Raw genomic sequence first — 13,350 nt, forward strand, 5'->3', positions numbered from 1 at the left:
TCATCTGTTCAAACTTCCACTGAGCCTTTCCTAGACTTTATAATCGATGCCAAGATTGCGCTTCCCATCACCGTGACAAGCACACCAAGTGAGACTTGCGTTGGAATTGCCCACTCTGTTTCAACCAAAAGCATTTTTATACCGATAAAAATCATGATGAAGGCTAATGCCGGCTTAAGGTATACAAACTTCTCCATCATGCCTTGCAAAACAAAATACAGAGAACGTAGCCCAAGTAAAGCGAACACATTCGCAGCCAAGACGAGAAATGGCTCACGCGTTACGGCAAATATGGCTGGAATCGAATCCAGAGCGAACATCACGTCCATCATTGCGATCATTGCTATGACGATCGCCATGGGCGTCAATATGAACCCTAGGTTATCTCTTATGTACAGCGCATTGCCTCTGTAATCGTCGGTCACTCTGGCAAACTTGCGAATGATCCTTTCCGGCAGCGGGCTCAGTGCTTCTTGCTCTTCGGGTTGCGTTAGCTTATAGCCTGTCCAAATAAGGAAAGCGGCAAACAAGTATAAAGCCCAATGAAATTGTTCTAGCAATTGTACGCCAATCGCAATCATCGCAGCGCGTAAGATGAGTGCTCCTATAACGCCTAAAAGCAGTGCTCTCGGACGCAAATTTTCTGGCACTAAGTATTGGTGAAAGATAATCGCAAACACGAAAAGGTTATCGACACTAAGCGATTTCTCTAACAAGTACCCAGTAAAAAACGCGGTAGCTGCTTTACTTGAGGTATAAGAGCTCCCCGGTGCGTACCATTCCCAAAAATACAGAATAGATACGCCAAATGCTAAGGCAACCAATACCCAAATAACACTCCAAACCGCGGCTTTTTTTACCGTAATATTACCACCACGAGTTTGCCAAATATCGACACACACCAACATTAAAGTCAGCGCACCAAATGCAAAATAAGCAAAAGGACTCATTAAACACCTCATTCCACAACACAGCTAATTGCGAAGAGACGGCTTATAGGCGTGCACCCTCGCAAACCAACCAAAATGCCCCCAACCCGTTGAAAATGGTTGAAGCAATTCTGGCAAATGAATGCGTTGGTCTCGTCAGAGTGAAAGCTGGTAAGGGCTTATACTTTTGTATGCCGGAAAAGCGAACGCTTAACGGGATGACGACATACAAACTAAGAGTTCTTAGTAGACTACTCCCCAATACAGGCGGATAGTATTCCTGTATTGAGAGAGCGTCAACACGATTTTTCACATTATTTAAGAGGGATACCCGTTAAGTATACGTGTAGGAAAAAAACCGTAATAAAGTAGAGAACCAAACTGATTGCGTGCGTTTTAATTTCTTGCGAGACAGGGGGAATAGCTGGCTTAACCCACTCACCCTCTCTTCGATTGATAAGCATGATTTGGATAACAGCCCAAAGTGCTAATCCACCAAACAAAACAACGGAGCGCTGCTCTCCATTACTAAGTAAGTGCGCCACAGACCAAACGATCACACTCATCAGTTGAGGGTGGCGAATGTACTGCTTCAACCGAGTTTTTCCTTGAGCTGCGCCAAACAGAATAAAACCTACCAGCATGAGTAACATGGTTAACCCACGAAATTCCGGACCAAGGACATACAAGTAATTCGGTACGGTACTACGCCAGCCGAATATGATCATCAGTAATCCAGCGATAACCACCAGTGAAAAAATGCCTTTGTAACCGTTGGGACCGACCTTCTCGATAAGGTTAACTTTTACCTGCGGGGTGAGTGACGGGACGTAATGGATCACGCTCCATATGAAAATACCTAAAATCAATAACAACATTGCTTACTTCCTTATATTTGTTTTTCTCCATTATTAAGCAGCTGTTACGAATTTGATGGGGATTTGATCCCATACTTTGTGTGGAATTTAAAAACCGAGCACTTGGCTCGGCTTTGAAACAGTTTATAAAGCTGTGATCGTATATGGATTGACTGTTAACGCAAAACTCGCCCAATAAAGGGTTTACCCTCTAAAGCGATAGGATTGATCTCTGACTACCACCGATTTGGGTGTAAATCGAACCAGCACGTTGCCTGGAGAATTTTGAAAATCTACAAACCTTTGTGGCCATTTCAGTACTTCAGAACCTAAATACTTACTCAGAAGTCGGTTCGCTTTAACTTTATCAAACTCATCCAGCTCCGCGGTTCCTCTCAAGCCTATATGTTGCGACTTTCCTGAATCTTTATCCCAGTCAACAATGCTTATAGAGCAGTTAGGTGACTCATTTACTCTTTTTGCAAACGAGTCTCCTTTAACGCTGATAATCCATATCTTTTTGTCTTCCCACAAAAACCATACAGGGGAGCAGCACGCTCCATTTCCAGACATACTTGCTAAGAATGCATATAACGGACGAGTAAGAAACTCATCTAAATTCAGGCGGTCATCCTGCTCTATTATTTCCACTTAATGTTCGTCCTTTTTATATTCGTTAAAACTGTTCGAAAAAGTATTTAAGCTCTCTACTAACTAAGCGTAATGCCACCATCCACAACGAGTGTGTGCCCGACAATATAACTTGCCTTATCGGAGAGCAGAAACTCTATTGCATCGGCGACTTCTTCCGTTTTGGCGAATCGTTTCATGGGAACAGCTTGAGACACACTCTCTCTGATGTTTGGATCTGTTTTCGCTCTTTCCTCCCACCGAGGAGTCCAAGTGACACCGGGGGCGACGGCATTTATGCGTATTCCGCGCTCAATATTTTCAATCGCTAAAGAACGCGTTAACCCCTCAATGGCATGTTTAGCCGCGCTGTACATTGACGCATTAGGCGTTGGTCTCAACCCATTTATTGAGCTTACATTCACAATTGCCGCGCCTTCAGACATCAAATTAAGCTCGCTTTGCAAACAAACTGCTTGTGCCCAAAAATCGTGATTAAGCGTATCTTTTAGCTTTTCTTGAGCGACCGTATGAAACTCTCCTAGAGACCCTATCGCTGGCGATGCATTATTCACAGCAATGTCGAGTTTTCCGTAACGCTGCGCCACATGTCCAAATAACGTTTTTAATGCTGCTTCATCTGAAATGTCGGTAACATGGTAATCGACGGCTTCAAGAATTGGGTACTGACGGATGGACTCATCCCAACCGCTTTTATTTCTTGAGCAAGTTATCACTTGAAAACCTTGCTCAAGTAATCGCCGTACCATCTCTAAACCGATGCCTTTTGAACCACCTGTTATCAAAGCCGTTTTCATTTTCAATCCCTCGTTTTTATTCCAGCCTGTTTCAGCATACTTGCCAATTATGGAGAAGTTTTTACGTAAATGACGGTGTTGTCCAAATCTCCGTTTTTGATTCTTCGCGTATTTTTCATTGTGGTCTCAAGCTGGTAGCCACATCGTACTGCGACCATCCAACTGCGCTGGTTTGACTCTGCCGCTTTAATTTCAATACGGTTTGCACCTAGTTCTTCAAAAGCATAGGTTTCAAGTAGAGCAACGGCTTCCGTTATGACGCCTTTGCCTGCAGCAGAGGTTCTCAACCAATACCCTATTTCAAAAAAAGGCACAGACTGATCTCTGATGATCAATCCTATCGCACCAAGCAGTGTTCCGGATTCCTTGCAAATAATGCTGTATCGAATGTCACCAACAAAGTTCTCATACTTTTCTACTGCCTCTTGCGCGCTTTTCGTCGCTTGCTCGAGAGTTAACGCGTGTTGCACCCAAGGCAAATATTCTTCGAGTTCTTTTTTGCTTTCAATTACCGCTTCAAGCATTTGAGGTGCAATCTCGATCGTAGGAGGCGCCAACCGAATTCGTCTGTTTTCCATTTGTTACCTATTTTGAACGTTGAACCGTATGAAGTGCATTTCTTTATCTACGTCGATGTCTTTTTCTAATGTGTATTTACGCCCTATCGCATTCGTAATTGCCGCTTCCCAAAACGATAATGCGCCTAAATTTTCAATCAGCACTCTTATCTGCCATTCACCTGGGTAGTGATTCAAAACTTGTGCAATAGCCTCTTTCCCAACGCCTTTTCTCTTGTATTTTCGCAAGATGAAAACTGTTCAATATCATAGAGGCTAAGATTTATTGGGTACTTTCGAATCAATACAAACCCTGCAATGTCACCATCAACCAAGATAAAATACGGTGCGTGATCTTCTCTATCCCAATAAACATCAAAGTTCGAATTATTGTAAATAAATAACCCCTCTTGATTAGGGCTCCACCCCATGTATTCAGACATGTCGTAGATGTAAAGAGGAAAGAGGTTTTCCAAAATATGACGGGATGTAAGATCTATTTCTTTAAGTGACACTTCCATATGATTCTCGTTATTTATCTGAACGTTACACTATATTCATTTACTAATTAGAAAGCGACAGTAATGCGCTAACCATCATCTTAATTGCCATGGTAGTAAGCAAAATTTTAATCCACATAATGAGTTTTTCGTTCTTAGTCGCCATTCTTAACTTTGTTCCAACAAATGAGCCTAGAATCGAACCAATCACCATATAAATAAGAAGCTGAACAGAACCGAAGAGAGAAGTACCTATCACCATAAATACCGGGATTTTGGCTAGATGGCTGATGGTCATGAACATGGAGCTGGTGGCGATTATGTGGTCTTTTGATTTTAGTTCTTTTGTTAATACGGAAAGAGACAAAGGCCCTGTTGCCCCTACAATCAGACCTAATCCTGTTTGGACCATTCCAATCAGATAATAACTTTCGTATCGGCTAATAAACTTCGAAAATCGTTGGCTCCAAAGATTGAGTAGAATATAGAGCCCAATTCCAACCGGAACATACTCCATCGATATATTCGAGAGCAAATACCCAAACAGCAAAACGCCGACAAACGATCCAACTAGAAACTGAGGAAGTAACGCCCACTGCACATCTTTTAAAGAAAAGAGCATTCTTGAAGAGTTGCTCGCTAACTGAGTAATACCATGTATAGGGATGATCAGACTGGGTGGCAGAAACGTAGGCAATATGGCGATCAGTAACATCCCTCCCCCAAAACCAATGACACCCGCCACCAATGAGGTGACAAAAGACAAAAGACCTAGTGTGTATTCAATATCCATTTAATTACGTCTGCTCTGAACTTAGTTGCGTTTCAGAGCTGTTTGTTTCGAAATCGCTCGTTTTATTTCTCTTAGCCGTTACTTCAAGAATAATCTTCGCGACGAGCTCATCCACCTTGGTTGATTCATCGATAACGATACCATTTTGTTTATCAATAGACTGTAAAATCACGTTCCTAGCTCGTTTAGGAAACAGCCATATCAGCTTGAGCAAGCTCGGTAGAATAAGAATCTCTGGGCAGTTATCTGGTAGTTCTGGTCGGGATTTGAAAAGGTATGGAAGATTTCTTTTTATACAGCGAAGCAAACAAATATGGCGTGGAATATCTAGAAAAACAATAAAATCGGCATTTTCCCTAACTGCCTTAGAAACCCCTTCAATTATCCAGCTCTTGGGTTCAATCAACCCTTGTTCGCCGTGAGTTCTTTCTTCTTTTGAAGCAGGTATCCAACCCTCTTTCCAAACCACCCCGTCCAAGCTAGCGACGGGCAGGTCCAAAGCCTCACCTAACGCTTTTGCGAGTGTCGTTTTTCCTGAACCGGCATTACCCGTTATGTTGATTCTCATAATCCCTTACTTAAATAGAGTAGATGTAACTACCTAATGTTTAGAGCAATATTAACGAGGGATTATATCTGGATTGATATAAAAAATGGCAGCCGAAGCTGCCATTTTTGGGAACTGTAAGAACGTTTATTCCCAATCAAGTATAACCTTGCCAGACATGCCCGAACGCATAATGTCGAACCCTTTCTGGAAATCATCGATTTTGTACTGATGAGTGATAATCGGAGTTAAGTCTAATCCAGATTGGATCAAGCTTGCCATCTTGTACCATGTTTCGAACATTTCACGACCATAGATACCTTTAATCACCAAGCCTTTAAATATAACCTGGTTCCAATCGATAGCCATGTTCGATGGTGGAATGCCCAGAAGTGCAATACGACCACCGTGGTTCATGGTTTGAAGCATTGTGCTGAATGCCGCTTGTACACCAGACATTTCAAGCCCGACATCAAACCCTTCTGTCATGCCCAGTTCTTGCATCACGTCTTCAAGCTTTTCTTCAGCTACGTTTACCGCTCGTGTCACGCCCATTTTGCGAGCTAAGTCGAGACGATATTCGTTCACGTCTGTAATCACCACATGGCGAGCACCTACATGCTTTGCCACTGCCGCAGCCATAATGCCAATAGGACCGGCACCGGTAATCAGTACATCTTCACCCACTAAATCGAAAGAAAGTGCTGTATGTACTGCGTTACCAAACGGGTCAAAGATTGAAGCTAATTCATCCGAGATTTCATCTGGGATTTTGAAAGCATTAAACGCAGGCAATACAAGGTATTCCGAAAAACTACCCGTACGGTTTACACCCACACCTTCTGTGTTGCGACACAAGTGCGTGCGACCACCACGGCAGTTACGACAGTGACCACAAGTAATGTGACCTTCACCTGAAACGCGATCGCCTATTTCAAAGCCGCGAACTTCTTGGCCGATTTCGACCACTTCACCCACATACTCATGGCCAACAACCATAGGCACTGGAATCGTTTTTTGTGACCACTCGTCCCAGTTGTAAATGTGAACATCTGTACCACAGATAGACGTCTTTTTGATTTTGATAAGAATATCGTTATGACCGATTTGAGGTTTCTCCACCTCGGTCATCCAGATGCCTTCTTCCGCTTTTAGTTTGGAAAGTGCTTTGATTTTCATTATTTGATGATCTCCATGTCACGGCCTACTTCAATGAAGGCATCAATTGCTCTATCTAGCTGCTCGCGTGAATGCGCAGCCGACATTTGTGTACGAATACGTGCTTGCCCTTTTGGCACTACAGGGAATGAGAAACCGACAACATAAATGCCTTTTTCTAATGCGCGCTCTGCAAATTCAGCCGCGACTTTTGCATCACTCAGCATGATTGGGATAATGGCATGATCTGCGCCGCCCATTGTGAAACCAGCCGCTTCCATACGAGCACGGAAATGCGCCGAGTTTTCCCAAAGTTGAGTGCGTAAGTCGCCAGATTCAGCAAGAAGGTCCAAAACACGGATAGACGCTGAAACAATCGCAGGCGCGACAGAATTAGAGAACAAGTACGGGCGAGAACGTTGACGCAACCAGTCAATCACTTCTTTTTTACCCGATGTGTAACCACCTGACGCACCACCCATCGCTTTACCTAAGGTGCCTGTAATGATGTCAATGCGATCAACAACATTATGGAATTCGTGTGTACCCGCACCATTTTCACCCATGAAGCCCACGGCGTGAGAATCATCAACCATCACCAACGCTTCATATTTATCTGCAAGGTCACAAATGGCTGGAAGGTTAGCTACCACGCCGTCCATAGAGAACACGCCATCGGTAACAATAAGCGTATGACGAGCACCTGCTTCTTTCGCTGCGATAAGCTGCTGTTCTAGCTCATCCATGTTATTGTTTGCGTAGCGGAAACGCATCGCTTTACATAGGCGAACACCGTCGATAATGGAAGCGTGATTCAATGCATCGGAAATGATCGCATCTTCTTTACCAAGAATGGTTTCAAAAAGCCCGGCATTGGCATCAAAACAAGAGGTGTAAAGAATCGTGTCTTCTTTGCCTAGGAACGTTGATAGTTTTTGTTCTAGTTCTTTATGAGAGTTTTGTGTTCCGCAGATAAAGCGAACAGAAGCCATACCAAAACCGTGCTCATCCATGCCGCCTTTCGCCGCTTCGATAAGATCTGGGTGGTTAGCAAGACCAAGATAGTTATTAGCACAGAAGTTAAGTACTTCTTCACCAGTCGAGATAGAAACCGCTGCTTTTTGAGCAGAAGTAATGATTCTTTCAGATTTATACAACCCTTCGTTTTTTACTTCTTCAATTTGGGTTTGGATTTGCTGATAAAATGCAGAAGACATGTTCTCATTCCTTCATAGTTTTTGTTGTACTGCGCACAGTGGTTTTTATTTTAATTGAACTCATTAGCGACTATTATCCCTTACGATGGAAAACCATTAGTGACTCATAGGCACAAATAAGGAAAACGTCGCGACATGCTTAATCAAAAACTCATTGCTCTGCTGCCCGATCTCGCTGCTTTTATTTTAGTCGTAAACGAAGGAAGCTTTACCGCAGCTTCTAAGAAACTGAATGTGACCCCTTCTGCTTTGAGTAAACTGATTACACGGCTAGAGCATGCGCTGGCTGTAAAACTGTTTGAACGAACTACGCGATCATTGGTGATTACGGAAGCAGGTAAAAAGGTGTATGAGCAGAGTGTCGTGATGGTGAATGCCGCACAGCAAGCGATAGATATATCCGAAGCAGATCACACAGAATTAGCCGGTAGCATTACAGTCGCCGCGCCAGAAGCCTATTTAAACTCTGTTTTGCAATCGCACATTTTGCCTTTTCTTGAAGCATACCCTGACATACAGTTGAAACTGCGAGCGGTAGATGGCGATATCGATTTGAGTCAAAATATTGATATCGCGTTTCGTCTCACCGATAAGCCTCATGAAAACCAAGTTCTAAAAGAAATACGCAAAACCAATCTGGTCCTGTGCGCTAGCCCAGATTACCTATTACGAAAAGGCACGCCTAATCACCCAACCGATCTTGCTGATCATGATTGCCTTTATCTTGCAGAGACCGACAGCGACCACATCTGGGATTTTTTAAAAGACGATGAGTTCTTTGCTGTCGCCGTATCCGGTCGTTACGCCGTTAACCACTCCCAAATGCGATTAGCGGGTGTAAACAGCGGTTTAGGGATAGGTATCTTCCATGATTTTGTGGTGAAAGAGGCGTTAAAAGATGGGAGTGTGGTTGAGGTCTTATCAGACTGGACGCTAAAAAGTAACTACCATGGTGCCGTTGCCATGCAATACGCGCAAACCAAATACATGCCTGCAAGGCTGCGCGTATTCATCGATTACATCGTAGAAAAGCTTACGGGTGACTAGATTTCAATCCTAATTCAATTGTACCTTTGCCATCAATTCAACCAAGGCAGCATTGAGAGTTTCATCTTTCACTTTACCTTGATCCATGTCGAAGTTATCGAAAAAGCTTGGTAGCGAAAAATCACCAATAACAGAGCCACCAAAGTGAGGGATTGCACCTACGGCAGTGGCGAGTACATTTTTAGCACCACCCGGACCAGGTGATGTTGCCAAAACGACAACAGGTGTATTCTGGAATAACTTCATATCGACGCGAGATGTCCAATCGAACAGGTTTTTGTATGCCGCGGTATATGAGCCGTTATGTTCAGCGAATGAAATGACAATGGCATCTGCACTGCCCAGCTTTTCATAAAATGCTTTCGCTTCTGCCGGCTGCCCCAATTCTTTCTCTCTGTCTGTGCTAAACAGAGGCATTTCATAATCGTTGATGTCCAACACCTCAACGTCAGCGCCATCAATTAGGCTGGATGCATAAGTCACAAGCTGCTTGTTGATAGATTCACGGCTACTGGTTGCTGCAAATGCGATAATTTTCATATTTATACCTTCCTAATTTTGTTAGACGACAGACATGGCTTTTATTTCAATCTACCGCTTTTCATGATTCTGTTTTGTATCGATTGATAGACACTTTACATTGATTCTATTTGAAGATTAATAATGTCGATGTAAAATCATTATTTCCATATGACTCTTAATTGCATAATTTAAGGAAGATCATGGCTACCGACACTCAATTACTTGATGGCATGGTTATTTTCGCCGAAGTGGTATCGAAAGGCAGTTTCACCAAAGCAGCGGAAAGCACAGGGCATTCTACGTCTTACATCAGCAAAGAAATCAACAAGCTAGAAGAAAGGCTCAGCGCCCGACTGCTACACCGAACAACCAGAACACTAAGCTTAACGCCTGAGGGAGAGCTGTACTTCGACCGTTGCCAGCAGTTGATCTTAGATGTAGAGGAATTAGGAGAAACACTGAGTGGGAAAAATGCAACACCAAGAGGTACGCTTAAAATTAGCTGCCCCGTCACCTTTGGCTTGTCTCGTATTAAGCCTGTTTTGGCGAAATATTCAGAGCAATACCCAAATGTCTATTTGGATATCGACTTAAGTGATCACAAAGTCGACATGATTGCGGAAGGCATCGATATCTCTATTCGAGGTACATCCAGCCAACTTGAAGATTCAACATTAATCAGCCAGAAAGTGATGACCAGTGATAGCGTCACCTTTGCTTCTCCGACCTATTTAGCCCGTTGTGGCACCCCTACTCACCCATCTGAATTAAAAGATCACAAAGCGATCTGCTATAGCTTGATTAAGAATCCATCTCAATGGACCTATTGGGAGAAAGACGGAACCAAAAAGTCAGTCAGAGTAAAGAGCAAACTTCTAACAAACAGCCCACAACTTGAATTAGCCATGTGTAAAGAGGGGCTCGGTATCACGAGAATGCCTACATTTAACCTAGGCAATGAGCTAGAAACAGGCGAACTGGTCGAATTGTTCAGTGATTACCCCAAAGTACAAATTAACATGTATTTGATTTACCCAAGCCGCAAACACATGTCGGCCAAAGTTGCCAGCTTTATTGATTTCGTGAAGCAGGAATTAGCAACATCGTGATACTAAAAAGCTCCCGAGAGAGCTTTTAATAAGCAATGCGTTTTATTACAAATATCGTGATTCAGTTGACCTATCGAATGTTCGAATATGTCACAGAGTAACCGCCTTTAGCGATTAGATTTCTACTATGTTCAGCCCCTGATAGTGATAGAATCTCCGCATCAAAATTTCTGAGAAACTCTATGTTTATCCATCATGTGAACGGTATCGACTGGCTGGTGATTACAGCTTTTGAAGAACTGAAAACTATGTTTATCGAAGAAGCGGGGGCGATCCCCTCTTACTTCTCTACCACCAGCGAATTGAATCTGATTGCTCAAGCCAAGCGTAGTTATGGATATTTGCCTACACTCAGCGGCGTAATCACCGACACCGGTACATTTCAAAGCCAGAATAACGAAGAAGATTTGAATCCGCAGCTTGCCTGCTTAGTTGAGGGGCGTGGTCGGGTGTTTATCTATCATGGCGGGTTTGTGGCTTTTGTGGATGACGACCAAACTTTTATTACTCGAATGGCCTGAAAACAAAACGCTCGATGAAGTGCATCGAGCGTTTGGTTCGTCGATTAAGCTACCCCATATGTGTATGGGTCACTCAATTTGGTATGGTTTGCGACTTCGCTAAGGCGATTTATAGCCTCTGCGTTACGCAAACCAATTATGCAGTTTTGGTGTAGCTTTCATAAGTAACGCATCCAAAATCAGTACGGTGACGATCGTTGCGCCAGCCAATGGAAAGGCAAAGCCGACCAGCACCATGGTTACTGCGCCCAGCTTCCAAATTCCACTTTTTTCAAATGTCGGTGGCGCACCCAGTTTTTTCTTACCCGCTGGGCGGCGTTTCCACCACATAATCACGCCTGTTACACAAACCGCGATAAAAGCTATACAGAAAAACACATTCAATAGCTTGTTGATAATGCTCACTTCACCAGTGTGAAGAGCAATACCTGCTGCCATGAACTTCGCCATCCAGCTGTAATCTTCCCATGTGACATCCGCCAAAATCGCACCCGAGTACTGATCAATGTGAGTGGTGCGATCTTGAGTTGGGTCGGTAATGTCTCCACTCATGGTATTGGCACCTAGCGTAAATACCCCAGTCTCGCTTTTCGGTAAGTTCAGTTTGTACGTTGTCAGCCCCAACTTGCTGGCGGTTGCGACGACTTCATCAATCGAAACTGTCGAGGCAATCTGAGCTGGATTATCATTTTGATGACTTCCGTGGTCACCATGATGCTCGTGCCCTGTCGACTCTGGTAACGGTGTTTTCTCTAATCCCCAAGGCACTTCTTCTTCAACACCATGGTTTAGGCTTGCGTGTGTTTTATCAGATAGTGGTACATCTGCCCATTTTTGTGCTGGGAAACTGCTCCAAGGTTGTACGAACTTACCACCCCATACGCCAGCCCAAGCGAGCCCAGAAACTAAAAAGAAAAGTAAAACAAGAGACAGCACACCGCCAAGATTGGCGTGTAGATCTCGCATGAAAATCCGTACACCACTTTGTGAACGGATTTTCAGAAATCCTGCTCTTGAAGCGTTATCGGATGGTAGCCAAAGGTATATTCCTGTGACTAAAAGAACGATGGATAGGCTAGCCGAGATTTCAATCAGATAGCTGCCCACATCACCAGCTAACAAAGTGCTGTGTATCTCGTTAGCCAGAGCGTACCAACTGTCGTCTCGGTTAATCTCACCCACGATATCCCCATTGTATGGGTTGACCAGAATCAGGCGGTTGGAACCGCTATCCAATCTCACGTTAAAGCGATTTGGCGCGGTATCCGATGCGGCTGGAATGAACTGAGTCACCGTTGCGTTGTCATATTCTTGCTTAACTAAAGCGAGTTGTTCAGATACAGCTATACGTGAATCGGTCGGTTCCACGACCAGAATCTCGCCGTGTCGAATGCTTTCTAATTCATCATCAAATAGCATGACAATGCCAGTCAAAGACAGCATCAACATAAAAGGGATGACAAATAACCCTGCATAAAAATGCCATCTCCAAGTAAGAAAGTAGAGGTACTTTGAACGTGCAAAGTCCTTTGGTTGAGCGGTTTGAGTGCTTCCCAACATAATAATTTCCTTTATAAAAGCTAAAGACACTCCGTTCCGCCGTGTTTTTATCAGGTTCTAAGCTTTTCTTGAGCTAAGCATGGCAAGAACCAAAAACACAGGCATACGAGTGCTTGTTATTTTTGTATTAAGTGTGTTTGTTCAGGAAATAGAAATGGGTGGAGCACGAGGTATTTGCCATTGATAACGCACGTTTAGAGCCAAAAAAACGTATTGGCTTTCAATGGCAAAACTTAAAAGTTGGAAGATCGGTGTAGTTGGAAGATGGCTGTGATGAAAGGTGGAATAATGGCTAAAAGGACAAGGCTTACCACTGTGGGTTTTAACCTCTTGTCCTTCTTCTACTTGAACCAGTTCGAAGCCGTTAACCGTACAAAGCATCGCCCATACACCGGCATTACTGCCATGTGCATTGATAACAGGCATAAGCGTTATCAGCACCCAACTTAGGGCGCAGGCAAATAGCATGCTTTTGTTCATTGGAGAACGGCGGTTCATAACCCTTCCTTATCTATTGGCAGGCAGGGTATCTTGTATTTATAAAACTTTCAAAGGTACAGAGTGCTTACTCAACAGCGATCACAC

The 13,350-nt window shown here is 43.6% G+C and carries 17 protein-coding genes; 3 read left to right on the forward strand and 14 right to left on the reverse strand.

Annotation, left to right across the window (positions count from 1 at the left end; all coding sequences use genetic code 11):
• Positions 1-8 precede the first annotated feature (8 nt).
• The 11 genes from LDO37_RS23925 to LDO37_RS23970 all read right to left on the reverse strand — a co-directional run bounded on the left by LDO37_RS23925 (position 9) and on the right by LDO37_RS23970 (position 8,006).
• Complete coding sequence (locus LDO37_RS23925; RefSeq protein WP_126606935.1) at positions 9-950, reverse strand: TerC/Alx family metal homeostasis membrane protein; 942 nt, start codon at positions 948-950, stop codon at positions 9-11.
• Positions 951-1,243: 293 nt separating this feature from the next.
• Entirely contained in the window at positions 1,244-1,807 is a 564-nt protein-coding gene (locus tag LDO37_RS23930) for an NnrU family protein (protein WP_126606933.1), read from the reverse strand.
• A 183-nt stretch (positions 1,808-1,990) separates the two neighbouring features.
• The gene (locus tag LDO37_RS23935; RefSeq protein WP_126606931.1) at positions 1,991-2,437 is read right to left on the reverse strand and encodes a pyridoxamine 5'-phosphate oxidase family protein; all 447 of its coding nucleotides are present in this window, start codon (positions 2,435-2,437) and stop codon (positions 1,991-1,993) included.
• 59 nt (positions 2,438-2,496) lie between these two features.
• Complete coding sequence (locus LDO37_RS23940) at positions 2,497-3,234, reverse strand: SDR family NAD(P)-dependent oxidoreductase (protein WP_126606929.1); 738 nt, start codon at positions 3,232-3,234, stop codon at positions 2,497-2,499.
• Positions 3,235-3,281: 47 nt separating this feature from the next.
• Positions 3,282-3,812: a GNAT family N-acetyltransferase gene (locus LDO37_RS23945; protein ID WP_126606927.1), complete on the reverse strand. Its 531-nt coding sequence runs from the start codon at positions 3,810-3,812 to the stop codon at positions 3,282-3,284.
• Positions 3,813-3,815: 3 nt separating this feature from the next.
• Positions 3,816-3,989, reverse strand: a complete 174-nt coding sequence (locus tag LDO37_RS30295; RefSeq protein WP_317982737.1) for a hypothetical protein — start codon at positions 3,987-3,989, stop codon at positions 3,816-3,818.
• The gene (locus LDO37_RS23950) at positions 3,986-4,312 is read right to left on the reverse strand and encodes a hypothetical protein (RefSeq protein WP_317982738.1); all 327 of its coding nucleotides are present in this window, start codon (positions 4,310-4,312) and stop codon (positions 3,986-3,988) included. Before LDO37_RS23950 ends, LDO37_RS30295 begins: the two co-directional genes overlap by 4 nt.
• A 43-nt stretch (positions 4,313-4,355) precedes the next feature.
• Positions 4,356-5,084, reverse strand: coding sequence for a sulfite exporter TauE/SafE family protein (locus LDO37_RS23955; RefSeq protein ID WP_224055466.1), 729 nt, complete (start codon positions 5,082-5,084; stop codon positions 4,356-4,358).
• A 4-nt stretch (positions 5,085-5,088) separates the two neighbouring features.
• Positions 5,089-5,652, reverse strand: a complete 564-nt coding sequence (locus LDO37_RS23960; protein ID WP_126610133.1) for a P-loop NTPase family protein — start codon at positions 5,650-5,652, stop codon at positions 5,089-5,091.
• A gap of 126 nt (positions 5,653-5,778) precedes the next feature.
• Complete coding sequence (gene tdh / locus LDO37_RS23965) at positions 5,779-6,810, reverse strand: L-threonine 3-dehydrogenase (RefSeq protein ID WP_104400568.1); 1,032 nt, start codon at positions 6,808-6,810, stop codon at positions 5,779-5,781.
• On the reverse strand, positions 6,810-8,006 hold the full coding sequence (locus LDO37_RS23970; protein ID WP_126610134.1) for a glycine C-acetyltransferase: 1,197 nt from the start codon (positions 8,004-8,006) through the stop codon (positions 6,810-6,812). The genes tdh and LDO37_RS23970 overlap by 1 nt, the downstream gene beginning before the upstream one ends.
• Before the next feature lie 135 nt (positions 8,007-8,141).
• Between LDO37_RS23970 and LDO37_RS23975 the strand changes: the two genes are divergently transcribed.
• Positions 8,142-9,053, forward strand: a complete 912-nt coding sequence (locus LDO37_RS23975; protein ID WP_126610135.1) for a LysR family transcriptional regulator — start codon at positions 8,142-8,144, stop codon at positions 9,051-9,053.
• 9 nt (positions 9,054-9,062) lie between these two features.
• Here LDO37_RS23975 and LDO37_RS23980 read toward each other — a convergent pair whose 3' ends face one another.
• Positions 9,063-9,593, reverse strand: a complete 531-nt coding sequence (locus LDO37_RS23980; RefSeq protein ID WP_126610136.1) for an NADPH-dependent FMN reductase — start codon at positions 9,591-9,593, stop codon at positions 9,063-9,065.
• A gap of 182 nt (positions 9,594-9,775) precedes the next feature.
• On the opposite strand from LDO37_RS23980, the gene LDO37_RS23985 reads away from it, so the two are divergent.
• Together LDO37_RS23985 and LDO37_RS23990 are read left to right on the forward strand one after the other, a co-directional pair.
• Positions 9,776-10,684: a LysR family transcriptional regulator gene (locus LDO37_RS23985; RefSeq protein WP_126610137.1), complete on the forward strand. Its 909-nt coding sequence runs from the start codon at positions 9,776-9,778 to the stop codon at positions 10,682-10,684.
• Positions 10,685-10,866: 182 nt separating this feature from the next.
• Complete coding sequence (locus LDO37_RS23990) at positions 10,867-11,205, forward strand: cytosolic protein (protein WP_126610138.1); 339 nt, start codon at positions 10,867-10,869, stop codon at positions 11,203-11,205.
• Positions 11,206-11,328: 123 nt separating this feature from the next.
• Here the strand turns inward: LDO37_RS23990 and LDO37_RS23995 are convergent, their stop codons facing one another.
• On the reverse strand, positions 11,329-12,765 hold the full coding sequence (locus LDO37_RS23995; RefSeq protein ID WP_126610139.1) for a PepSY-associated TM helix domain-containing protein: 1,437 nt from the start codon (positions 12,763-12,765) through the stop codon (positions 11,329-11,331).
• A 141-nt stretch (positions 12,766-12,906) separates the two neighbouring features.
• A complete protein-coding gene (locus tag LDO37_RS24000; RefSeq protein WP_126610140.1) occupies positions 12,907-13,263 on the reverse strand; it encodes a hypothetical protein in 357 nt (118 codons plus the stop codon).
• Positions 13,264-13,350: the final 87 nt, after the last annotated feature.

It is taken from the genome of Vibrio penaeicida (assembly GCF_019977755.1).
GTDB classification, from domain to species: Bacteria; Pseudomonadota; Gammaproteobacteria; order Enterobacterales; family Vibrionaceae; genus Vibrio; species Vibrio penaeicida.

What these genes read in the sequence shown, in the direction of transcription:
- LDO37_RS23960 (WP_126610133.1), bottom strand. Translation starts at nt 5,652, where the DNA reads ATGAGAATCAACATAACGGGTAATGCCGGTTCAGGAAAAACGACACTC.
- LDO37_RS23985 (WP_126610137.1), top strand. Translation starts at nt 9,776, where the DNA reads ATGGCTACCGACACTCAATTACTTGATGGCATGGTTATTTTCGCCGAA.
- LDO37_RS23950 (WP_317982738.1), bottom strand. Translation starts at nt 4,312, where the DNA reads ATGGAAGTGTCACTTAAAGAAATAGATCTTACATCCCGTCATATTTTG.
- LDO37_RS23995 (WP_126610139.1), bottom strand. Translation starts at nt 12,765, where the DNA reads ATGTTGGGAAGCACTCAAACCGCTCAACCAAAGGACTTTGCACGTTCA.
- LDO37_RS24000 (WP_126610140.1), bottom strand. Translation starts at nt 13,263, where the DNA reads ATGAACCGCCGTTCTCCAATGAACAAAAGCATGCTATTTGCCTGCGCC.
- LDO37_RS23970 (WP_126610134.1), bottom strand. Translation starts at nt 8,006, where the DNA reads ATGTCTTCTGCATTTTATCAGCAAATCCAAACCCAAATTGAAGAAGTA.
- tdh (WP_104400568.1), bottom strand. Translation starts at nt 6,810, where the DNA reads ATGAAAATCAAAGCACTTTCCAAACTAAAAGCGGAAGAAGGCATCTGG.
- LDO37_RS23925 (WP_126606935.1), bottom strand. Translation starts at nt 950, where the DNA reads ATGAGTCCTTTTGCTTATTTTGCATTTGGTGCGCTGACTTTAATGTTG.
- LDO37_RS23945 (WP_126606927.1), bottom strand. Translation starts at nt 3,812, where the DNA reads ATGGAAAACAGACGAATTCGGTTGGCGCCTCCTACGATCGAGATTGCA.
- LDO37_RS23980 (WP_126610136.1), bottom strand. Translation starts at nt 9,593, where the DNA reads ATGAAAATTATCGCATTTGCAGCAACCAGTAGCCGTGAATCTATCAAC.
- LDO37_RS23930 (WP_126606933.1), bottom strand. Translation starts at nt 1,807, where the DNA reads ATGTTGTTATTGATTTTAGGTATTTTCATATGGAGCGTGATCCATTAC.
- LDO37_RS23955 (WP_224055466.1), bottom strand. Translation starts at nt 5,084, where the DNA reads ATGGATATTGAATACACACTAGGTCTTTTGTCTTTTGTCACCTCATTG.
- LDO37_RS23940 (WP_126606929.1), bottom strand. Translation starts at nt 3,234, where the DNA reads ATGAAAACGGCTTTGATAACAGGTGGTTCAAAAGGCATCGGTTTAGAG.
- LDO37_RS23990 (WP_126610138.1), top strand. Translation starts at nt 10,867, where the DNA reads ATGTTTATCCATCATGTGAACGGTATCGACTGGCTGGTGATTACAGCT.
- LDO37_RS23975 (WP_126610135.1), top strand. Translation starts at nt 8,142, where the DNA reads ATGCTTAATCAAAAACTCATTGCTCTGCTGCCCGATCTCGCTGCTTTT.